Source organism: Amycolatopsis benzoatilytica AK 16/65 (assembly GCF_000383915.1).
Classification (GTDB): domain Bacteria; phylum Actinomycetota; class Actinomycetes; order Mycobacteriales; family Pseudonocardiaceae; genus Amycolatopsis; species Amycolatopsis benzoatilytica.
This window is the reverse complement of the sequence record NZ_KB912942.1, coordinates 4,541,493-4,561,902: the sequence shown is the minus strand read 5'-3', so window position 1 is coordinate 4,561,902 and position 20,410 is coordinate 4,541,493. Positions and strand designations below refer to the sequence as shown.

The following is a 20,410-nucleotide window of genomic DNA, read 5'->3' as shown; positions in this document are numbered from 1 at the left end:
CGGGCAACCGCCGCCCGCGGCGGCGCGGCGGGTATGCGAGCGCGACGGAGGCCGAGACGGGTCTCGGTCGGGTCCGAGACTTGCTCGGGATCGCGCAGGAAGGGGACGAGGAGACGTTGCGCAAGATCGGCGACCTGGTCGCGTCGGTGATCGCGAAGAAGGACCCGCTGCCCGACGTCGAAGCCGTGCGGCGCCTCGTGCGCGCGGCCGCGACGGTCCTGGAGCATCCCTTGATGGATGAGGAGTTCGACGAGTTTCTGGCGGTGAAGAAGCGGTCGGTGAGCCGCAACACCTACCGTTCCTACGAATCCCATGTGCGGCTGTATCTGCGCCCGCACTTGGGGAAGGTCCGGCGCGACAGGCTCCGCGTCGCGCACTTGGACGCGATGTTCGAGGCGATCGCGGAGAACAACGATGTGATCGAGCAGTACCGCGCCAGTGGTGATCCGCGGAAGGTCGCGGCGGTGAAGTGGCAGCGTCCGGTGGGGCCGTTGTCGTTGCACCGGATCCGGGAAACCCTGCGAGCCTTGCTCAACCGGCGGGTGCGGGAAGGGTTGTTGCTGGTGAATGTGGCGGTGCTGGTGGAGTTGCCGCGGGCGGAGCGGCCGAAGCCGCGGTTGTGGACGCCGGAGCGGGTGGCGAAGTGGCGGCGCACCGGGGAGGTGCCGTTCCCGGTGATGGTGTGGACGGGGGAGCAGACCGGGCGGTTCCTCGACTTCGCGGTCGACCACCCGCTCTACCCGTTGTTCCATCTGATCGCGTATGCAGCGTTGCGGCGGGGCGAGGCGTGCGGGCAGCGCCGCTCGGACACGTTCCTGGACGCGGGCTGTCTGGAGGTGGCGAACCAGATCGTGCAGTACGGGTGGGAGACCGGCCAGTCCAAGCCCAAGACCCCGTCGTCGGAGGGGATCGTGCCGCTCGACCCGGACACCGTGCTCGTCCTTGCCGCGCACCTGGCCCGTCAGGACGAGGCGAAGACCCGACTCGGCAGCGATTGGCGGGAGCACGACTTGCTCTTCACCTGCCCCGACGGGAGCCCGTTGCATCCGGCGGACGTCGCGGACGAGTTCGCCCGCCTGATCGCACTGGCCGGCCTGCCCCCGATCACTCTCCACGGACTCCGCCACGGCGCGGCGACGTTGATGCTCGCGGCGGGGGTGGAGATGAAGGTGATCCAGCACATCCTCCGGCACTCGTCGATCAAGGTCACGATGGACCTCTACACGAACGTCGCCCAGGAACTCGCCGCCGACGCCGCGCGCCGACTGGCGGGGGCGATCCCCCGTCAGGCCGCGCTGCACCCGACTAGCGTTCTCGGGCTCCCCTCGGGCTCGCAGGAGACCACAATGGACAGTCGACAACCGGAAGAACAACTTCCGCATAACACAAAACCCCAGGTCGTCGTATCCGACAACCTGGGGATTGAGGGTGCGCCATCAGGGACTCGAACCCCGAACCCGCTGGTTAAGAGCCAGCTGCTCTGCCAATTGAGCTAATGGCGCTTGGTGTTTCCCGCCGCCTTGGTCTCCCTGGCGACATGGAAAAGATTAGCAGGCCCTTCGAGCCCTGTTTCAGGGGGGTCCCCTTTTGCCTCGCTTGGGCGAACCCGCAGGTCAGCCGGGTCGACCCCGGACTCCTGCGGCGCGTGCGGAGGGCAGCGCGACATCCGGCCCGGGAACGGGCCGTCCGTGATCCAGGTTACCCGGCGGAAAGAAGCCGGAAACGACAAAACCCCAACCTCGCCGGGAAATCTTGGCGAAGCTGGGGTGTTGGGGTGGCTAACGGGGCTCGAACCCGCGACCTCCTGGACCACAACCAGGTGCTCTACCAGCTGAGCTATAGCCACCATCTGACAAGCTGACCTCTCGATCACCTTGCTGCGGACAATCCTAGCGGGTGCCCGCGAACGCTTTTCAGGGGGTCACCCTCGATGCCGTTCCAGCACTTCGGCGGCCGCGGCCTTGGCCTGGTCGCTGGTCGGGCCGGGTTGCGGGACGAACGCGACCGAACGGTAGTAGTCGAGCTCGCCGATCGACTCCTTGATGTCCGCCAGCGCGCGGTGGGCGAGGCCTTTTTCCGGCTTGGCGTAGTAGATCCGCGGGTACCAGCGCCGTACCAGTTCCTTGATCGACGACACGTCCACCATCCGGTAGTGCAGGTGACCGTCGAGCTCGGGCATGTCGCGGGCGATGAAGCCGCGGTCGGTCGCGATCGAGTTGCCGGCCAGCGGCGCGCTCGCCGGGTCCGGCACGAACTCGCGGATGTACTCCAGGACGCGCTGCTCGGCCTCGGCGAGTGTTATGGCGGAGGCGCGGACCTCTTCGGTGAGCCCGGACTTGGCGTGCATGTCGTGGACGACCTGCGGCATGCCGTCGAGTTTGGCGTCGTCGGCGTGGATGACGATGTCGACGCCGTCTCCGAGCACGTTGAGGTCGGCGTCGGTCACCAGTGCGGCTATTTCGATCAACGCGTCCTTGCCGAGGTCCAGCCCCGTCATCTCGCAGTCGATCCAGACAAGATGGTCGTTCACCCGCATCACCCTAACCCGACACGGGGATATCGGCGCCGTCCCCGGCGCTTCCGGCGCGTTACGCTCGGCCCAGCCAGTCAGCGAGTGTGATTTCGGACTCGAAACGGGGTGCGGCCAGTGGCCGAGCAGACGGCGGGACCGGCGGCGGAGATCGCGCGGGGATACGCGAGCGACGGGGCGGCGGTCGAACTCGGCGCGGTCGTCATCGACGGGACGGCGGACGCGTCTGCGGCGGTCCGGCTGCCGTTGGCGACGTTGAACCGGCACGGCCTGGTCGCGGGCGCGACCGGCACCGGCAAGACGAAGACCCTCCAGCTGATCTCCGAGCAGCTGTCCGCGGCCGGGGTGCCGGTCGTGCTGGCCGACGTCAAGGGCGACCTGTCCGGCCTGTCGGTTCCCGGCGAGGCCAGCGACCGGACCGCGAAACGGTCGGCCGAGCTGGGCGACGCATGGGCGCCCGAGGCCGGGCCGGTGCAGTTCCTGTCCTTGGGCACCGGCGGGACCGCCGTCCCGGTACGAGCGACGATCACCAGTTTCGGGCCGGTCCTGCTGTCGAAGGTGCTGGGGCTGAACGAGACCCAGGAGTCGACGCTCGGCCTCATCTTCCACTGGGCCGACCAGCGGGGCCTGGCCCTGCTGGACACCAAGGACCTGCGGTCCGTCATCACGTACCTGACCAGTGCCGAAGGCAAGGAAGACCTCAAAGGCATCGGAGGCGTGTCGGCGGCGACGGCCGGCGTCATCCTGCGCGCACTGTCCAATCTGGAGGCTCAGGGCGGCGAGGAGTTCTTCGGCGAGCCCGAGCTGGACGTTCACGACTTGATGCGCCAGCAGGACGGCAAAGGCGTCATCACCTTGCTGGAGCTGGACAACCTGCAGGGGAAGCCGGCGCTGTTTTCGACCTTCCTGATGTGGCTGCTCGCCGAACTGTTCGAGGAACTGCCCGAGGAAGGCGACCTCGACCAGCCGAAACTGGTGTTCTTCTTCGACGAGGCGCATCTGCTGTTCTCCGATGCGTCGAAGGCGTTCCTGGAGCGGATCGAGCAGACCGTGAAGCTGATCCGGTCGAAGGGCGTCGGCGTGTTCTTCTGTACGCAGCTGCCCACGGACATCCCGAACAACGTGCTGTCCCAGCTCGGCGCGCGGATCCAGCACGCATTGCGCGCGTTCACGCCAGACGATCAGAAAGCGTTGGCGCGCACGGTGAAGACGTACCCGAAGACACCGCACTACGACCTCGAGACGGCACTGACGACCCTCGGGATCGGCGAAGCGATCGTGACCGTGCTGTCCGAGCGCGGCGCTCCGACGCCGGTCGCGTGGACGCGGCTGCGCGCGCCGCGATCGAAGATGGGTCCGATCGGTGCGGACGCGATCCGGGCGGCGGTCGAGTCGTCGGAGTTGAACGGTAAGTACGCGGAGACGATCGACCGGGAATCGGCGTACGAGAAGCTGGCGGCGAAGGCGGCGCCGTCCGCCCCCGCCGCTGAACCGGAGGCTCCGGAAGCGCCGGCCGCGACCAAGCCAGCGAAGGAGGAGCCGGGGATGCTCTCGCAGGTGCTGAGCAACCCGGCGGTCAAGTCGTTCATGCGCTCGGCGGCGAACTCGCTCGGCAAAGAGTTCACTCGCGGCCTGTTCGGCAACCGGCGGCGATAGATACCTGACAGAAGATGGCAGGTTTAGCCGGTTGACTGTCGTGGACTGAGTTCCCGCTGCACAGGAGAGAAAGCATGACCACGATCGCCGTTGCCACGTTCGAACTGGACAAATGGGAGCCGCAGGCGCAGGACGAAACCGGGAACACCGCGTTCGCGCAGGTGCGGATCGAGAAGACGTTCACTGGCGCGGTCGAGGGGACCAGCCGGGTGGAGATGCTGACCGCGTCGAACGAGACGTCGCGGATGTACGTCGCGTTCGAGCGGTTCGCCGGTTCGGTCGACGGGCGCAAGGGCAGCTTCGTCCTCCGGCACGCGGCCGGCGACGAGGGATTGTCGCTGGTCCTGCTGCCCGGCTCGGGCACGGGCGAACTGGCCGGCATCACCGGATCGGCGGACATCGCCGTCGACGACGCGGGCGCACACACCTTCACGCTTGCCTACGAGCTGCCGAGCGCATGAAAAGGCCGCTCTCCCCGGGCCCCGAATTCCCGGGGAGAGCGGCCAGGTTCCTCACCACCCCGAACGGGTGAGGACGGGAGGCGGGCCGCCCCGACCGCGGTCCGCCCCTCGAGCTTTTGTCAGCCGTTGACGATCTGGTCGACGATCTTCTTGGCGTCGTTGATCGGGATGGCGAAGCCGATCCCGACGCTGCCGGTCGAGCCGCCCGGGCTGTAGATCGCCGAGTTGATGCCGATCACCTGGCCCTGGCTGTCGACCAGCGCGCCGCCCGAGTTGCCCTGGTTGATCGAGGCGTCCGTCTGGATCGCGGTGTAGCTGGGACCGGAGGTGCTGTTCGAGGTCTGCCTGCCGAACGGTCCGCTGCCCTGCTGGCTTTCGCTGCCGCCGACGTCCGCGAGCGGCCGGTTGAGCGCGCTGACGATGCCGCTGGTGACGGTGTTCTGCAGCCCGCCCGGCGACCCGATCGCGACGACCTGCTGCCCGACGACGAGCTTCCCGGAGTCGCCCAGCGTCGCGGCGGACAGCCCGCTCGCGCCCTGGGCCTGGACCACGGCGATGTCGCTCTTGGTGTTCGAGCCGACGACTTGGGCCTGGTACTTCTTGCCGTCCGACGTGGTAACCGTGACCGACCGCGCGCCCTGGACGACATGCGCGTTGGTGAGGATCCGCCCGTCGCCGGTGAGGATGACGCCGGACCCGATCGCAGTGCCCTGAGCGGTAGTGACGTTTACCTGCACCACGCTGGGCAGGACCTTCGCGGCGATGGTGCTGACGTCGCCGGACGGGGAGGTGTTGCTGACCGTCTTCCCGGTCGCGGTCGAGGACGCGCTGATCGCTGAGCTGTCGCCGGAGGTCAGTCCGACGATCGCCGCGCCGGCCCCGCCGCCGAGAAGCGCCGCGGCGAGCGCGGTCGCCCCGACGAGTGCCGCGAGCCGGCCCCGCCGCTTCGGCGCCCCGGCCAATGCGGCAGGCGGCTGACCGGGCTGGGGGACGGGCGGCATCGGGCCGTAGTTGGGGGTGCCGGGCCGCTGATGACCGGGCTGCGGAGCCGCGCCCAGTTCCGGACGAAGCGCCTCTGCCGACCAATACGTGTTGACACCCTGCTGCCTGACGCCCTGCTGCCTGGTGGCTTCGGACTGCTGGAAATCCGGCTGGCGCAGGTGGGCCGCGGGCTGCGGCGGCGTGCGGTTCGGCATCGGCTGCTGGCCTGTGGGCGCTTCCTCGCCACCGGGCAGTTGCCATCCGCCGCCGAGCGGACTCGAGCCGGCCGCGTACTGGCCGTACTGCTGCTCACTGCTCTGGTGCGGCTGACGCCCACCGGGGGTGGCGGGGCCGGGCCGGCTCTCGTTCTCGGTCATGCACTCAGGTTCGCGTCCGAGGTTAGGAGAATCCTGTGGAAATCCCACCGGCTTTGCTGAGAAGAATCAGCTGAGAATTCTCAGCTGCTGCCCAGGTAGCCCGCCGCTGCCCGGGCAATGGCCCTCAGCCAGCAAGCCGAAAGCCGCGCCTCCACTCCCTTCCCGGCTTACCCGTGCTCACCAGCCTCCGCGACCGTCCACGCCGTCCGTCAGCCGAAGAAGCTGGGCACGTCGAACGCTCCTCCCGATGCCTCGAACTCGTCGTGCACTGCTTTGCGCAACTCCGCGTCCGCCAGGTAGTCGGCGGCGGTCAGGGCCAGGCCCAGTGCGCCGTCGAGCACCGCTTGATCACCCGCAGGCGAGCCGGCGGCTTCGGCGAATTCCTTGGTGTGCAATGCGACTGTCGGCCCGGAAACGGCGATCATCGGGTGCAGCGCGGGCATCCGGAAGGATAAATTGCCCAGGTCTGTGCTGCCGGTCAGGAATTCCGGCACGATGCCCGGCGGCAGCGGTTTCCGTCCGGTGCCGAGCTGATTGGCGGTCCACCGGCCGGCCAGCGTGGTGTTGAACCTGATCGGCAGGTAGGCCGGTTGGGAGTCCCAGTTCAACTCCACTCCGCAGCCGGTCATTTCGGCCGCGCCGCGGGCGATCGCGGTCATCCGGGAGCCTAGGTCGCGCAGCGTCTCCGGATTGGCCGACCGCAGGTAGAACAGGAGCGCGGCCCGCGCCGGGATCACGTTCGGCCGTGCGCCGCCGTCGGTGAAGACGCCGTGCACCCGGTCGCTGGCGGGCAATTGCTGCCGCAGCGCGGAAACGCCTTGGTAAGCGGCTACCGCGGCATCCAGTGCGTTGCGGCCCATGAACGGCTGCGCGGACGCATGTGCGCCGACGCCGTGGAACACCATCTCCAGCTGCCGCCTGCCGAGAAACGGGTGCAGGGCGATGTCGTGGCTGAACGGATGCAGCATGATCACCGCGTCGATGTCGTCGAAAATTCCGGCCCGGGCAAGAGTTTCCTTGCCGCCCCCGCCTTCCTCTGCCGGGGTGCCCACCAGCGACACCCGGCCGCCCAGCCGCTCCGCCACTGCTGCCGCGCCGAGGAACCCGCCTGCTCCGGCGGTGCAGATGACGTTGTGTCCGCAGCCGTGTCCCAAACCGGGCAGCGCGTCGTACTCGGCCAGGACGGCGATGTGCGGACCGTCGTTGTCCGGCGTTCCGGTGCGCAGCGCCGTGTCGAGCCCGCCCAGACCGACGGTGACTTCGTGCCCGCGTGCTCGCAGCAGTTCAGCGAGCGCGCCGACCGACCGGCGTTCGGCGAACCCTTCTTCCGGGTGTGCGTGCAGGTCTTGGCTGAGCGCGACGAGTTCGTCCCCCCGGGCGCGTACTTCTTCTTCAACCGCAGCACGGATTTCCGGGTCGGCTCCGGCGTACTCGGAACCGAGCGGTTCGGCGGCGGCAACCGCGTCGGCGGTCGCGTCGACCAGGGAGCGGAGGTAGCTGTCGTCGGGCGGGACGGGAGTGACGTGGGTCATGGTTCGCATGCTAGTCCCGCGCCCCGACAGAAATGGATCACCGCACGTCGGACAACCTGCCGGAGACGAGCTGGGCGACGCCGAAGTACTGTTCGCGGACCTCTTCGAAGCCCCGTGCGCGCAAGCTCGCCGAGATCTCGCCGCGGTCGAACATGCGCTGCCCGCTGGCGATTCCTCCTGCGGTGTCGAGGATCCGGGCCGGCTGCCAGTCCCGGCGGGCGCTGGTGAGCAGCACGATCCGGCCGCCCGGACGGAGGATGCGAGCGAACGAGTCCAACGCGCGTTCCGGTTCCGCGAACATGTGCAGCGCCGCGAAACAGCAAATCGCGTCCACAGTGGACGAACGCAGCGGAGGTTCGACCGCGTCCGCCCGAAGATAAGCGACTGTCGGGGACGAGGTTTCCTTGACGGCGCGCGAAAGCATGGTGCGAGCGCCGTCGAGGCCGATCGCGAGGCCGTCCGGGCGCACCGCCTCGCCGAACGCCCGGGTGAACCGGCCGGTCCCGCAGGCGACGTCGAGCACGACCTGGCCCGGTTGCAACGCGAGCCGTTCGGCGGCCAGTTCGACCTCGCCGGTCATGCTGGGCCCGCCCGGGCCTTTGAGGAACCGGCCGAGGACTGGCCGCCAGTATCGCTCGTAGACCTGCGGCAGCAGGGAGGTGCGCATCAGCCGCTGGGTCAGCCCGGTAGGCGGGCCCGCCTGGGGCGCGTCGCCGAGCGTGTCGAGGAAGCCGTCGACAGCCGTGGCCGGCTCGGCGAGCAGGCCGGCCAGCCGCTCCTGGGTGCTGTGGTGGGGCACGGGGGTCCTCTCGCTGGGGATACCGGCAGTATGCGGCACGGACCCATCACTCGTAAGAGTGAAGATCTGCCCGATCAGGCGTTCGAGTCCCCACCTTGTCGGTGCTCGCTCCTAACGTCGTTCGCACGGTCTCCGACCCGCGGAGGCCAGCGAGGAGGACCGTCCGATGACCGCACCGATCCTGCGCCCGATCGACCTGCCGACCGGCGAGATCGCCGTCCGCGGAGCCTTCGACCTGACCGCGGCCGGACAGTGGCTCGTCCGGTCCGGCCGGGCCGGCTCGGTCGCGCTCGAAGCCGGTGTGCTGCGCCTCGCCTTCCCGGCGGACGGCAGCTGGACGCACGCCGGAGCGGCGATCCGCCAGAGATCCCCGGGGCTGGTCGAAGTCGGGGTGGCCGCGCCCGTGGAGATCGCCGCGCCGGTCGTCGCGCAGGTGCGCCGGATGCTCTCGCTCGATCTCGACGATTCCGGGTTCGTCGAGATCGCCGCCCGCGATTCGGTGGTCCGGCGGCTGCAGGCGCGGTATCCGGGCGCTCGTCCGGCGCTGCACTCGTCACCGTACGAAGCAGCGTGCTGGACGGTATTCACCCAGGGGATGCGCGAGAATCAGGCGTTCCGGTTCCGTGCGGAACTCGCCGCCCGGCACGGCCGGCCGACCGGGGAGGACGGGCTCGTTTCCTTTCCCGCGCCGGAGATTCTGATCGAGCTGAGCAACGAACCGTCCGTCGGGAACTTCCGGCTCGGCCGGCTTCGAGCGGTCGCCCGAGCCGCCGTCGCCGGACGGCTCGACGCGGGGGAACTCGTCGACCTGCCGATCTCCGAAGCGGTGTCGCGGTTGTCGGCGATCCCGGGCATCGGCCCCTACTCCGCTGAGCAGATCCTGCTGCACGGCGCCGGGCACCCGGACCTCTTTCCCCGGCTGGACGCCCGCTTGCACGAGCTCCTCCGCAAAGAGTACGAGCTGCCGGCGGACACCCCGCCGGATCAACTCGAGCGCTTGGCGGACAGCTGGCGGCCGTACCGGTCGTGGGCCGCGCACCTCTTCCGGCTGGATGAGCTGCTGCGGTCGGTTCCGGAGGAGCCGATGGACTGAGCGACGCGGCGAGCATCGGCAGAGAGGAGGCCGGATGGAATGAGGCCGCCGCCATAGCGAACCGCGGTCCGCGGCGCTTGCCCGGGCACTCACAGCGGCCAGATAGAGCTTGTGGTGAGGTGTCGGCGTGATTACGCCTGCACTTGCCGTCTCGACCGTTCTCAGTGCCCGACCGGGTGCCGGAAGCGCCTCCGGCACCGCCTTGAGCGCGGGCAGCGACGCGGTCAACACGGCGCTGCAGCAGGCGAATACGCCGAGTGTCATCACGTTGGTCACCGGTGGCGTCGCCTTGCTGGTGGTGCTCACCGGCGGGACGCCGTGGCGGTGGGCGCGCAACGTCATCACGATCGTGCACGAGGCCGGCCACGCGCTGGCCGCGGTCCTGGTCGGCCGGCGGCTGCGATCGATCCGGCTGCATTCGGACACGTCCGGTGTCACGGTGTCGCGCGGCAAGCCGGAAGGGCCCGGCATGGCCTTCACTGCGATGGCCGGGTACATCGCGCCGTCGGTCCTCGGGCTGCTGTTCGCGACGCTGGTCGGGTCCGACCTGATCACCGCGGTGCTGGTGCTGGTCGCGTTGCTGCTGCTCGGCGTGCTGCTGATGGTGCGCAACGCGTACGGCGTGTTCACGGTGGTAGCGAGCGCGGTCGTGCTGGGGCTGGTGGCTCTGGTCGCGCCGAAGGTCGTGCAGGCTCCGTTCGTGTACCTGCTGACCTGGTTCCTGCTGTTGGGCGGAGTCCGGCCGGTGGTGGAGCTGCAGCTCAAACGGCGACGTGGCCAGGCGCGCGACTCCGACGCCGACCAGCTCGGCCGGTTGACCGCCGTGCCCGCGGTGCTGTGGGTGCTGGTGTTCGGCGTGCTCACGGCGAGCTGTGTCGTCGCTGGCGGGCTGTGGCTGCTGCAGCCGCTGGCGCCGTGACGGAATCGTCGCTGCCGGCGGTCGGCGGCGTTTGGTGACGCGGGCTGGGTGTGAGCGGCGACATAGTCTCCGCTCGATGGCCGGTGCCTCGCTGCGCGGAACCGGTCACAGCGGGTCCTGCGCCCGTCCCGAGGGCTGAGCCAGTCGTCGCCCAATGTGGTCGGTACGGCAGACTAGACGTCTGCTATGCCGCCGGAGGGAGACAGACGATGGACGAGGTCGCGAAGGCCGTCGAGGAGTGCGCGCGGGCGGCGAAGGCGGCTGCGCCGTCGTTGGCGGTCGCCGGGGACGACGCGGTGGACGCGGCGCTCGTCGGGATGGCGGAGCGGCTCGTCGAGCACCGGGAAGCGGTGCTCGACGCGAACCGGGCCGACGTCGCCAAGGCGACTGCGGACGGGATGAGCGCTGGGCTGCTTGACCGGCTCACCATCACGCCGGAACGGCTCGACGGCATGGCCGAGCAGCTGCGGCTGCTGGCCGGCGCGCCGCACCAGGAGCGCTCGATCGAGGTGTCCACGTTGGACGGCGGGCTGCGGCTGGTCGAGCGACGGCGTCCGGTGGGCGTCATCGGCGCGAACTACGAGGCGCGGCCGAACGTGACGGTCGACGTGGCGTCGCAGCTGGTGAAGTCGCGCAACGGCGGCGTGCTGCGCACCGGGTCGGCTGCGCTCGGTTCGGCGCAGCGGCTGCGCGAGGTCGTGATCGCGCCCGCGCTCGAGGCGGCCGGGATCAACCCGGACGTGGTGCAGTTGGTGCCGCGTGTCGAGCGGGAAGCCGCGTCGGCGCTGGTTCGGCTGCCTGGGCTGGTGCCGCTCGTGATCCTGCGCGGAAGCGGGGACAGCACGCGCGCGCTGGCGACCGAGGCCGCGGTGCACGGCGTCGGCACGCTGGCGCACGCCGACGGCGGTGGCGTGCTGTACGTCGACGTCGCGGCGGACGCGGCCAAGGTGCGGGACCTCGTGTTCGCGAGCTTGGACCGGCTCGGCGTCTGCAACCGGCTCAACCTGCTGCTCATCCACGAGGGCGTGCACGACGCGGTGTGGCCGCAGATCGAGTCGGCCCTGGCCGAGCGCAAGGTCACGCCTTCGCTCGCGCCGCACGAGCACCCGATCGGCTACGAGTGGGCGCTGGACTCCGAGCACGAGGCGACCGTGACCGTCGAGAAGGTCGGCGGGCTCGCGGACGCGGTGGAGATCGCGAACGAGCGCACGTCGGGACTCGCCGCGGGGATCGCGACCGAGAATCCGGCTGCCGCTGAGCAGTTCTTCGACGGCTACACCGGCACCGGTGTGTTCTGGAACGCGCCGACCCGGCTGCTCGACGGCTTCAAGCTGTTCGCGGTGCCGGAGACCGGCATCAACCTGGACCGGGTGCCCGGGCCGCGCGGCCCGGTGACGTACACCGACTTGTACGTACGCCAGTACGCCGTAGTGCCTGCCTGACCCACGCGGGGCACGATGAGCGCATGAGCACGACGACCGGGCGGCCGCACGTGGTGCTGTCCGCAGCGCAATCGCTGGACGGCTATCTGGACGACGCCGGCAGCGCCCGGCTCCTGCTGTCCAACGAGGACGACTTCGCGGAAGTCGACCGGCTCCGTGCCGAGGCCGACGCGATCCTCGTCGGCGCGGGCACGGTGCGGGCCGACAACCCTCGGCTTCTCGTGCGCTCGACGGAGCTGCGGCGCGAGCGGGTCGAGGCCGGCCGGCCCGAGCAGCCGGTCAAGGTGACCGTCACCAGCAGCGGCAAGCTCGACCCGGAGTCGAAGTTTTTCACGGTCGGGGACACCGCGAAGCTCGTTTACGCGCCGCCCGGCAGCGCCGACAGTCTTGCTGCGGTCGCGACGGTCGTGGACGCGGGCAGCCCGCCTCGGCTAGAGCGGATCCTGGATGACCTGGGCGCGCGGGGGATCCGGACGCTGCTGGTCGAAGGAGGCGGCGCGGTGCACACCCAGTTCCTTGACGCCGGACTCGCCGACGAACTGCGGCTCGCGATCGCGCCGATCATGGTCGGCGATCCGCGTGCGCCGCGCTTCCTCGGCCCGGGTGCGTTTCCGAGACCGCTGGAACTGACCGAGGTGCGGCGGCTCGGCGAGATCGCGGTGCTGCGTTACCGTGCGGCGGCCGAGCCTTCGCCGCTGGACGTGCTGCGGTTGCGGCAAGCGATCGAGCTCGCGGACGAGTGCCCGCCGAGTTCCACGTTCCGGGTCGGCGCGATCGTCGGGCTGCCGGACGGAACGGTGCTGGCGACCGGACATTCCGGCGAGGGAGATCCGCGCAACCACGCGGAGGAGTCGGCGCTGGCGAAGCTGGATCCGGGTGATCCGCGGCTGGCTGCGGCGACGATGTACAGCTCGCTCGAACCGTGCAGCGACCGCGCGTCGCACCCGAAAAGCTGCACGCAGCTGATTCTAGAGACCGCGATTCCGCGCGTGGTGATGGCTTGGCGGGAGCCGTCGCTGTTCGTGGAGGCCGAGGGGGTCGAGCAGCTGGTCGCGGCCGGACGCCGGGTGATCGAGGTGCCCGCGTTGGCGTCGGAGGTTCGGCGGGCGAACACGCATTTGCCGGGCGTTCGGCCCTGAGCCTGGCGGCGAAGGCGAGTTAGCGCACTGGCGGGCAGGCGGAAATGGGTGCTGCAGCGCGGGTTCGGCGCTGCAGCACCCGGCCGGCCGGGTGCCGGCCGCCGAGGCTGATCAGCCGGGGCGGCCAGTGAAACGGCGGCCAGTGAAACGGGCAGCCGACGAGACGGTCAGCACGCGCCGTCGTCGGTCCAGACTCCGGCTCCGGTGCTGCCGCCTGGTTCGTCGCCTTGGGTCCACCATTTCGCGGTCCACTGGTGACCGTTGTGGGAGACCACCGCGCCGCCCGTGTAGACCTGGGCGGCCTGCCAATCCGGGGCGGTGCAGGCGCCGGGCGGGTTGGTGGTCGGGCTGGTCGGCGGGTTGGTCTGCGGCGGGGTCGCGCCGGCGAACCTGGTGGTGAACTTGGTGAAGTCCCAGTCGTTCTGCTGGACGTTCGAGCAGACGCTATTGTCCGTCGTCGTCGTGCAGGCGCGGTCCCGGTTCACCGCCCAGAACGTGAAACGGCCCAGGTGATGGCTTGTCGCGTAGTCGTACACCGTTTGGAAATCCGACAGGTTGAAGATCTCCGAGGTGTCGGATTTTCCGTTCATGCCGGAAAAACCCTCGTGCGCGTACGCGGTAGCGCTGTCCCAGCCGAGGTGACTTTGCAGCAGGCCGTGGAAGGCTTCCAGTGCCGAGACCTGCGAGGCGCCACCGTTGAAGCCGCCGTCGAAGGGCATGATGGAGAAGTCGTTGGGAGTGAAGCCGATCGACTTCGCTTCGTCCAGCAGCTGGGTGCCGAACCAGCCGGTGCCGGCCGAAGTGCCGGGCATGGTCACCGAGACGAACAGGCCCGGATTGGCGGCCTGGAGTTTCTTCGCCGCGCCCAGTTCGTTGGCGATGGCGGCGGTGTTTTCGTATTCCGGTTCTTCGAGGTCGAAGTCCAGGGCTTTCAGCTGGTACTTGTCGACGACTTGCTGGTAGGCCGCCGCGGTCGCGTCGGCGGTGCCGCAGGTTTGGCCCAGTTTGGTGCCGTTGTAGCCGCCTGCCGACACCGAGACGTCGCCGCCGTTGCCGCGGATCTTGGCGATCGCGTCGCCGACGGTGGTGTCGGACGAAACCGGGGAATCGCCGTCCCAGGTGGGGGTGCAGCCGCCGCTTTTCGGGGCGAGGATAAACGCCAGCTGGAAGGCTTTCTGGCCGGTGGCGTTCATGACGGTCACCGGGTCGGGCGGGTTGTTGCTTTGCGGCATGAGGTACGGGGCGGCCGCGTACCAGTTGTTGTCGAGCGCGGCGGCGGCCGGCGCCGCGGGCTGTGCGTGCGCGGTCGCCGCCAGGGTGGCGGCGGTGCCGAGCACGGTGGCGGCGGCTACGAGGGTGGCGGCCAGTCTGCTTCGTTGCATCTGTCCTCCGGAGTGGGCGGGGAGGTGGGTGCGGTAAGCATTGGACTAGACCATTAGGAAGTCAAGGTGCGGACGGCGGGGGAGGGGAGGGGTGCGGGCGGTTTGGGGGATATGGCGGGTTTGCGGGTGGTGGCGTCACTCTTGTGGCGCAATACGAAGTGCCCGTCCGGACACGCGGCACTGTACGGCCGGGCTGCGATGTCGGCGAAGCTGCGACGTCAGTCGCTCTCCAGGTCGCCTTCCAGCGTCAGGTAAACCTCGCGCATCTGCGCCAGCAGCTCCGGATCCGGTTCCTCCCATAGGCCCCGGTCCGCCGCCTCGGTCAGGCGCTCGATGATGCCTCGCAGTGCCCATGGGTTGGCATCGCGCATGAACTGCTGGTTCTCTTCGTCCAGGACGTAGGACTCCGACAGTTTTTCGTACATCCAGTCGCCCACCACGCCCGCGGTGGCGTCGAAGCCGAACAGGTAGTCCACGGTCGCGGCGAGTTCGAACGCGCCCTTGTATCCGTGCCGGCGCATCGCCGACAGCCAGCGCGGGTTCACCACCCGCGCGCGGAACACCCGGGCCGTTTCCTCGCCCAGGGTTCGGGTGCGGACGGCGTCGGGCGTGGTCGAGTCGCCGACGTAGGACGCCGGCGCGGTGCCGGTCAGAGCGCGGACGGTGGCGATCATTCCGCCGTGGTACTGGAAATAGTCGTCCGAATCGGCGATGTCGTGTTCGCGGGTGTCGGTGTTCTTCGCGGCTACCACGATCCGCTTGTACGACGTCTCCATGTCTTCGCGGGCCGGGCGCCCGTCCAAGTCGCGGCCGTAGGCGAAGCCGCCCCAGACCGCGTAAACCTCGGCCAGATCCTTGTCGTCCCGCCAGTTTCCGGAGTCCATCAGCGGCAGCAGGCCCGCCCCGTAGGCACCCGGTTTCGAGCCGAAGATGCGGGTGGTGGCCCGGCGGGAGTCGCCGTGGTCCGCCAAATCCGCGGCGACGTGCGCGCGGACGTAATTCGACGCTTCCGGCTCGTCCAGGGACGCGGCCAGCCGGACGGCATCGTCCAGCAGGGCGATGACGTGCGGGAACGCGTCGCGGAAGAAGCCGCTGATGCGCACTGTCACGTCGATGCGCGGCCGGCCCAGCTCGGCGAGCGGGATCGGCTCCAGGCCGGTGACGCGGCGCGAGGCTTCGTCCCATACCGGCTGGATTCCCAGCAGGGCAAGGACTTCCGCGGCGTCGTCGCCGGAGGTGCGCATCGCGGAGGTGCCCCAGACGGACAGGCCGACCGACCGCGGCCAGTCGCCGTTGTCCTCGCGGTAGCGGCGGAGCAGGGAATCGGCCAGCGCCTGGCCGGTTTCCCAGGCCAGCCGGCTCGGGATGGCCTTCGGGTCGACGGTGTAGAAGTTCCGGCCGGTCGGCAGGACGTTCACCAGGCCGCGCAACGGGGAACCACTCGGGCCGGCGGGAATGTAGCCGCCGTCCAGTGCGTGCAGGACCGCCTCCACCTCCGCCGAGGTGCCGGCCAGGCGGGGGACGATCTCGGTGGCGGCGAAGGTCAGCACGCGGGCGACTTCCGCGTCCTCGGAGCCCAGGACGTCGCTGACTACCGGGACGACCGCGGCCGGGTTCCACGCTCGGGACTCCATCGCGGAGACCAGCGAGTGCGCGGTGGCTTCGATGGCGTCCACTTCGGACATCGGCGCGTCCGAGTTTTCCTTCAAGCCCAAGGCGGAGCGCAGACCGGGCACCGCACCTTGCTTGCCGCCCCACATCTGCTGGGCCCGGAGCATCGCGAGGACCAGGTTGACGCGCGCCTCGCCCTCCGGCGCGGCGCCCAGGATGTGCAGGCCGTCGCGGATCTGGGCGTCCTTCACCTCGCACAGCCAGCCGTCGATGTGCAGCAGGAAGTCGTCGAACTCCGCGTCGTGCGGGCGTTCGTCGATGCCCAGGTCGTGGTCGAGTTTCGCGGCTTGGATGAGGGTCCAGATCTGGGCGCGGATCGCCGGCAGTTTCGCCGGGTCCATCGCGGCGATGTTGGCGTGCTCGTCCAGCAGCTGCTCCAGCCGGGCCAGATCGCCGTACGATTCGGCGCGTGCCATCGGCGGGACCAGATGGTCCACGATGGTCGCGTGCGCGCGGCGTTTCGCTTGCGCGCCTTCGCCGGGGTCGTTGATCAGGAACGGGTACACCAGGGGCAGGTTGCCGAGGACGGCGTCGGGAGCGCAGGACGCGGACAGGCCGGCCGTCTTGCCCGGCAGCCATTCCAGCGAACCGTGCTTGCCCAGGTGCACTACCGCGTGGGCGCCGAATTCCTCTTCCAGCCAGCGGTAGGCGGCCAGGTAGTGGTGGCTCGGCGGCAGGTCCGGATTGTGGTAGATCGCGACCGGGTTCTCGCCGAAACCGCGGGGCGGCTGGATCATCAGCACGACGTTGCCGGACTGCAGCGAGGCCAGGACGATGTCGCCCTCGGGGTTCGCCGAGGTGTCGACGTACAGCGAGCCCGGCGCTGGGCCCCAGTGCTGTTCCATCGCCTCCCGCAAGTCGGCGGGCAACTCGGAGAACCACGCTCGGTAGCGGGCGGCCGGGACGCGGATCGGGTTTCCGGACAGCTGCTCTTCGGTCAGCCACTCCGGGTCCTGGCCGCCGGCGGCGATCAGGGCGTGGATGAGCGCGTCGCCGTCCGGCTGGTCGGTGCCGGTCGGGTCGATGCCGGGGAAGGCGTCGGGACCCAGGTCGTAGCCGCGGTCGCGCATCAGGCGCAGCAGCTTGATCGCGGACGCGGGGGTGTCCAGGCCGACCGCGTTGCCGACTCGCGAATGCTTCGTCGGGTACGCGGACAGCATCAGGGCGATCCGTCGCGACTCCGGCGGGGTGTGGCGCAAGCGCGCGTGCGCGAGAGCGATGCGGGCGACGCGCGAGGCGCGTTCGTTGTCCGCGACGTAGCGGGGGAGTCCGTCCTCGTCGAATTCCTTGAACGAGAACGGGACCGTGATGATCCGGCCGTCGAACTCGGGGACGGCCATCTGGTTGCCGGCGTCGAGCGGGGACAGGCCGTCGTCGCTCTCGGACCAGGTTTCGCGGTCGCTGGTCAGGCACAGCGCCTGCAGCACCGGAATGTCCAGCGCAGCCATTTCCGCGACGTCCCAGGCTTCGTCGTCCCCGCCGGCGCCCGCTTCGGACGGGCGGGTGCCGCCGGCGGCCAGGACGGTGACCAGCAGCGCGTCGGCTTTGCCCAGTTCGGCCATCATCTCGGGCGCGCGGGTGCGCAGGGACGCGGTGTGGATCGGCAGCGCGCGGCCGCCGGCGGATTCGACCGCGTCGGCCAGCGCGTGCACGAAGCCGGTGTTTCCGGACAGGTGGTGCGCGCGGTAGTACAGGATCCCGATGACCGGGCCGTCGTTCGGAGAAGCGGGCCGGTCGAGAACGCCCCACGAGGGCAGTTCGGCGGGCGGCTCGAAGCCTTCGCCGGTGAGCAGCAGCGTGTCGGACAGGAACCGGTGCAGCTGCGTGAGGTTTTCCGGGCCGCCCTGCGCCAGGTACGCGTGCGCCTGCGCGGCGATGCCGGCCGGAGTGGTGGACAGCTTCATCAGCTCCGCGTCCGGCGTCTGCTCGCCGCCCAGCACGATCACGTGCGCGCCGGACGCGCGCAGCGTGTCCAGGCCCTCCTGCCAGGTCCGCGGCGTGCCGAGGATCCGGACGACGACGATCTGCGCCCCGTCCAGCAGCGCGGGCAGATCCGGCAGCGGGAGCCGGGACGGGTTGCCGAGCCGGTAGTCCGCGCCGCTGGCCCGGGCGCTGAGCAGATCAGTGTCCGAAGTGGACAGCAGCAGGATCACGGCGTTCCTCACTCGGGGTGTCCGCGCCCCGGGTCGTCGGGCGCGTCGGCGGGAGTTCCTGGCTGCCGACGGCGCGGGGCCGACGGTCACAGTGGCGGGACCGCCCCGGACTCGCACCGGGTTCCTCCGCGCGCCGACGCGTGTGCGCTCTCACTCTCGCCGGGCGCACCCGCGTCGTCAAGGTGAGCAGACCCTCACCCGGTCCGGCGCTCGTCGCCGATCCGGGGGAAGGGCGCGGTGGAGAACAGCACCTCCACCGCGACCTCGAAGAACTCCGCGATCCGCAGCGCCAGGTACAGGCTTGGGCTGTACTCGCCGCGCTCCAGGTAGCCGATCGTCTGGTAGTGCACGCCGAGCGCGTCCGCGAGCTCCCGGCGCGAGATGCCGCGCTCGGCGCGCAGCACCGCGATCCGGTTGTAGACGTTCTCGCTCACCGCGCCTCACACACGCTGAAGTGCCCTTTCCCGTCGTGCCGCCACCGACGACCCCGATTCCCGCCGGGCCATCCGCCGCAGCAGCGCCGGGGCCAGCGCCAATCCGATCACGGCCCAGGCGAGCAGCACCCCCAGGGTCGCCCACGGCCGCCACGACTGGCCGATCTCGACTACCACCGCCTGGTCCGGCAGCAGCGCCGAACGCATGCCGAGGCCTAGCCAGTACATCGGGAACACCTGCGCGACGTCCTGCACCCAGACCGGCAGCGCGGTGATCGGGTAGAAGATCCCGGAAATCCCACCGAGCCCGAGCAGCGGCAGCATGACCAGGCCGAGCATCCGCGAGTCCTGCAGCAGCGACCCGATCGCGGCGCCGATCGGCATGGTCGCGACCAATCCCAGCCCCAGCACCGCCAGCAGTTCCAGGAACGACCAGACTCCGTCCGTGGCGAGTCCCGGGAACACGAACAGCGCCGGGACCAGCAGCACCAGCATGCCCGTGACCTGCATCAGCGACACCGACGCGATCTTGCCGACCAGATAGCCGAGCATTCCGTTCGGCGTCGCCTTCGCCCGCAGCAGCGTGCCGTCCTCGCGATCCACGACGAGTCCGCCAGCGACGGTGGACAGCCCGTTGAACACGATGCCCGCGCCGAGCACGCTCGGCACCGTCACCGCGCCCAGCGAGAACGACGTGCCAGGCAGCTGCGCACCGCGCATGAAGAACAGCGTCACGCCGATCATCGCCAGGAAAAACACCTGGCCGATCAGCTCGTCCCGGTTCGTCCACTGCTGCCGGAATTCGATGAGCCCGCGACGGAGCCCGACCCGCAGCGCTACCCGCTGCGCCGACGCCGTCATCGCGCACCTGCCACGGCGAGGCCGGACTCCGCGCGCTGCACGAGGGTCAGGTAGGTCTCCTCCAACGACGCGCGTCGGACCTCCAGGTCTGCCACGGCTTCGCCATGTTGCTTGAACAACTCGTACACGTACTTCGTCGCCTCCGTGGTCGAGTGCACGAACCGCTGCCCGCCGACCGTCCAGCGCACCTCGGCCTCGCCGGCGATCTGGCGGCTGAGCTGGTCCGGCGAACCGTCGGCGACGATGTGCCCGCTGCTGAGGATGAGGATCCGGTCGGCGAGCTTCTCCGCCTCGTCCAGGTCGTGCGTGGTGAGCAGGATCGTGGTGTCGTCGTCGGCCAGCCGGTGCACCAGATCGTGGAAATCGCGCCGGGCCTGCGGGTCGAACCCGGCCGTCGGCTCGTCCAGGAACAGCAGCTCGGGCCGGCCGACGATGCCGATCGCCACGTCCAGCCTGCGCCGCTGCCCGCCGGAGAGCTGCCGGATCTTCTTGTTCGCGTGCTCGGTGAGCCCGACCGCCTCGATCAGCTCGTCGATGTCCCACGGCCGGCGGATCCGCTCTGTGGAGTAGGGCGGGTAGAACGCGCCGAGCAGGCTGAGCAGTTCGTGCACCCGCCATTTGCCGTGGTCGCGCCACGACTGCAGGACCACTCCCAGCCGAGCGCGCCAGTCCTCGCCGCCGCGGGCCGGGTCGGTGCCCAGTACCGACACCTCTCCGGCGGATCGCATGCGGAACCCTTCGAGGATCTCGATGGTGGTGGTTTTCCCTGCTCCGTTCGGCCCCAGCAGGCAGAGAATCTCGCCCCGGTGCGCGGTGAACGACGTGCCGTGCAGGACGTCGTTCGTGCCGTAGCGCATGCGCAGGCCCTCGACCCGGAGCACGGTGTCCGTTTGGTCTCTCATGGAATCAACCCCCGTAGTCCCTGTGCGACCCAATGTAGCAGACCTACTACATATGATCGCAGCTCTTTATCGAGGTAC

15 protein-coding genes, 2 tRNA genes, 1 pseudogene and 1 riboswitch are annotated in these 20,410 nt (G+C 69.8%); of the genes and pseudogenes, 7 read left to right on the top strand and 11 right to left on the bottom strand.

Annotation, left to right across the window (positions count from 1 at the left end; translation table 11 throughout):
• Positions 1-233 precede the first annotated feature (233 nt).
• Positions 234-1,226: pseudogene (locus tag AMYBE_RS46890) on the top strand (tyrosine-type recombinase/integrase); the annotation flags it as partial.
• A gap of 203 nt (positions 1,227-1,429) precedes the next feature.
• Here the strand turns inward: AMYBE_RS46890 and AMYBE_RS0120960 are convergent.
• The 3 genes from AMYBE_RS0120960 to orn all read right to left on the bottom strand — a co-directional run bounded on the left by AMYBE_RS0120960 (position 1,430) and on the right by orn (position 2,530).
• Positions 1,430-1,502, bottom strand: a tRNA-Lys gene (locus AMYBE_RS0120960).
• 268 nt (positions 1,503-1,770) lie between these two features.
• Positions 1,771-1,846 (bottom strand) — tRNA-His (locus AMYBE_RS0120955).
• 75 nt (positions 1,847-1,921) lie between these two features.
• Positions 1,922-2,530 carry an oligoribonuclease gene (gene orn, locus AMYBE_RS0120950; protein ID WP_027927853.1) on the bottom strand — a complete coding sequence of 203 codons (609 nt, stop codon included), beginning with the start codon at positions 2,528-2,530 and terminating at the stop codon, positions 1,922-1,924.
• A gap of 117 nt (positions 2,531-2,647) precedes the next feature.
• Between orn and AMYBE_RS0120945 the strand changes: the two genes are divergently transcribed.
• Complete coding sequence (locus tag AMYBE_RS0120945) at positions 2,648-4,186, top strand: helicase HerA-like domain-containing protein (protein ID WP_020661348.1); 1,539 nt, start codon at positions 2,648-2,650, stop codon at positions 4,184-4,186.
• Between the two features lie 74 nt (positions 4,187-4,260).
• Positions 4,261-4,647 (top strand): DUF3224 domain-containing protein, encoded by a 387-nt coding sequence (locus AMYBE_RS0120940; RefSeq protein WP_020661347.1) that lies wholly within the window; start codon positions 4,261-4,263, stop codon positions 4,645-4,647.
• Positions 4,648-4,766: 119 nt separating this feature from the next.
• On the opposite strand, the gene AMYBE_RS42060 is transcribed toward AMYBE_RS0120940, so the two are convergent.
• The 3 genes from AMYBE_RS42060 to AMYBE_RS0120925 all read right to left on the bottom strand — a co-directional run bounded on the left by AMYBE_RS42060 (position 4,767) and on the right by AMYBE_RS0120925 (position 8,336).
• A complete protein-coding gene (locus AMYBE_RS42060; protein ID WP_084470419.1) occupies positions 4,767-5,648 on the bottom strand; it encodes a S1C family serine protease in 882 nt (293 codons plus the stop codon).
• Positions 5,649-6,214: 566 nt separating this feature from the next.
• Positions 6,215-7,537, bottom strand: a complete 1,323-nt coding sequence (locus tag AMYBE_RS0120930; RefSeq protein ID WP_020661345.1) for a M20 family metallopeptidase — start codon at positions 7,535-7,537, stop codon at positions 6,215-6,217.
• A gap of 37 nt (positions 7,538-7,574) precedes the next feature.
• Positions 7,575-8,336 carry a class I SAM-dependent methyltransferase gene (locus AMYBE_RS0120925; protein ID WP_020661344.1) on the bottom strand — a complete coding sequence of 254 codons (762 nt, stop codon included), beginning with the start codon at positions 8,334-8,336 and terminating at the stop codon, positions 7,575-7,577.
• 166 nt (positions 8,337-8,502) lie between these two features.
• On the opposite strand from AMYBE_RS0120925, the gene AMYBE_RS0120920 reads away from it, so the two are divergent.
• The 4 genes from AMYBE_RS0120920 (at position 8,503) to AMYBE_RS0120905 (ending at position 12,929) form a co-directional block, all read left to right on the top strand.
• The gene (locus AMYBE_RS0120920) at positions 8,503-9,429 is read left to right on the top strand and encodes a DNA-3-methyladenine glycosylase family protein (RefSeq protein ID WP_020661343.1); all 927 of its coding nucleotides are present in this window, start codon (positions 8,503-8,505) and stop codon (positions 9,427-9,429) included.
• A gap of 202 nt (positions 9,430-9,631) precedes the next feature.
• Positions 9,632-10,348, top strand: coding sequence for a M50 family metallopeptidase (locus AMYBE_RS0120915; protein ID WP_020661342.1), 717 nt, complete (start codon positions 9,632-9,634; stop codon positions 10,346-10,348).
• A gap of 209 nt (positions 10,349-10,557) precedes the next feature.
• Entirely contained in the window at positions 10,558-11,790 is a 1,233-nt protein-coding gene (locus tag AMYBE_RS0120910) for an aldehyde dehydrogenase family protein (RefSeq protein ID WP_020661341.1), read from the top strand.
• A 23-nt stretch (positions 11,791-11,813) separates the two neighbouring features.
• Positions 11,814-12,929 (top strand): dihydrofolate reductase family protein, encoded by a 1,116-nt coding sequence (locus AMYBE_RS0120905; protein ID WP_020661340.1) that lies wholly within the window; start codon positions 11,814-11,816, stop codon positions 12,927-12,929.
• A gap of 167 nt (positions 12,930-13,096) precedes the next feature.
• Here the strand turns inward: AMYBE_RS0120905 and AMYBE_RS0120900 are convergent, their stop codons facing one another.
• The 5 genes from AMYBE_RS0120900 to AMYBE_RS0120880 form a co-directional block, all read right to left on the bottom strand.
• Entirely contained in the window at positions 13,097-14,311 is a 1,215-nt protein-coding gene (locus AMYBE_RS0120900; protein WP_020661339.1) for a chitinase, read from the bottom strand.
• 218 nt (positions 14,312-14,529) lie between these two features.
• A complete protein-coding gene (cobN, locus tag AMYBE_RS0120895) occupies positions 14,530-18,135 on the bottom strand; it encodes a cobaltochelatase subunit CobN (RefSeq protein WP_020661338.1) in 3,606 nt (1,201 codons plus the stop codon).
• Positions 18,136-18,187: 52 nt separating this feature from the next.
• Positions 18,188-18,262, bottom strand: a riboswitch (cobalamin riboswitch).
• 67 nt (positions 18,263-18,329) lie between these two features.
• Positions 18,330-18,569, bottom strand: a complete 240-nt coding sequence (locus AMYBE_RS0120890) for a helix-turn-helix transcriptional regulator (protein WP_020661337.1) — start codon at positions 18,567-18,569, stop codon at positions 18,330-18,332.
• A gap of 6 nt (positions 18,570-18,575) precedes the next feature.
• Complete coding sequence (locus AMYBE_RS0120885) at positions 18,576-19,430, bottom strand: ABC transporter permease (protein WP_020661336.1); 855 nt, start codon at positions 19,428-19,430, stop codon at positions 18,576-18,578.
• On the bottom strand, positions 19,427-20,332 hold the full coding sequence (locus tag AMYBE_RS0120880; RefSeq protein WP_027927852.1) for an ABC transporter ATP-binding protein: 906 nt from the start codon (positions 20,330-20,332) through the stop codon (positions 19,427-19,429). Before AMYBE_RS0120880 ends, AMYBE_RS0120885 begins: the two co-directional genes overlap by 4 nt.
• Positions 20,333-20,410 lie beyond the last annotated feature (78 nt).

What these genes read in the sequence shown, in the direction of transcription:
- AMYBE_RS0120920 (WP_020661343.1), top strand. Translation starts at nt 8,503, where the DNA reads ATGACCGCACCGATCCTGCGCCCGATCGACCTGCCGACCGGCGAGATC.
- AMYBE_RS0120910 (WP_020661341.1), top strand. Translation starts at nt 10,558, where the DNA reads ATGGACGAGGTCGCGAAGGCCGTCGAGGAGTGCGCGCGGGCGGCGAAG.
- AMYBE_RS0120930 (WP_020661345.1), bottom strand. Translation starts at nt 7,537, where the DNA reads ATGACCCACGTCACTCCCGTCCCGCCCGACGACAGCTACCTCCGCTCC.
- AMYBE_RS0120885 (WP_020661336.1), bottom strand. Translation starts at nt 19,430, where the DNA reads ATGACGGCGTCGGCGCAGCGGGTAGCGCTGCGGGTCGGGCTCCGTCGC.
- AMYBE_RS0120900 (WP_020661339.1), bottom strand. Translation starts at nt 14,311, where the DNA reads ATGCAACGAAGCAGACTGGCCGCCACCCTCGTAGCCGCCGCCACCGTG.
- AMYBE_RS0120905 (WP_020661340.1), top strand. Translation starts at nt 11,814, where the DNA reads ATGAGCACGACGACCGGGCGGCCGCACGTGGTGCTGTCCGCAGCGCAA.
- AMYBE_RS0120880 (WP_027927852.1), bottom strand. Translation starts at nt 20,332, where the DNA reads ATGAGAGACCAAACGGACACCGTGCTCCGGGTCGAGGGCCTGCGCATG.
- AMYBE_RS0120940 (WP_020661347.1), top strand. Translation starts at nt 4,261, where the DNA reads ATGACCACGATCGCCGTTGCCACGTTCGAACTGGACAAATGGGAGCCG.
- AMYBE_RS42060 (WP_084470419.1), bottom strand. Translation starts at nt 5,648, where the DNA reads ATGCCGCCCGTCCCCCAGCCCGGTCAGCCGCCTGCCGCATTGGCCGGG.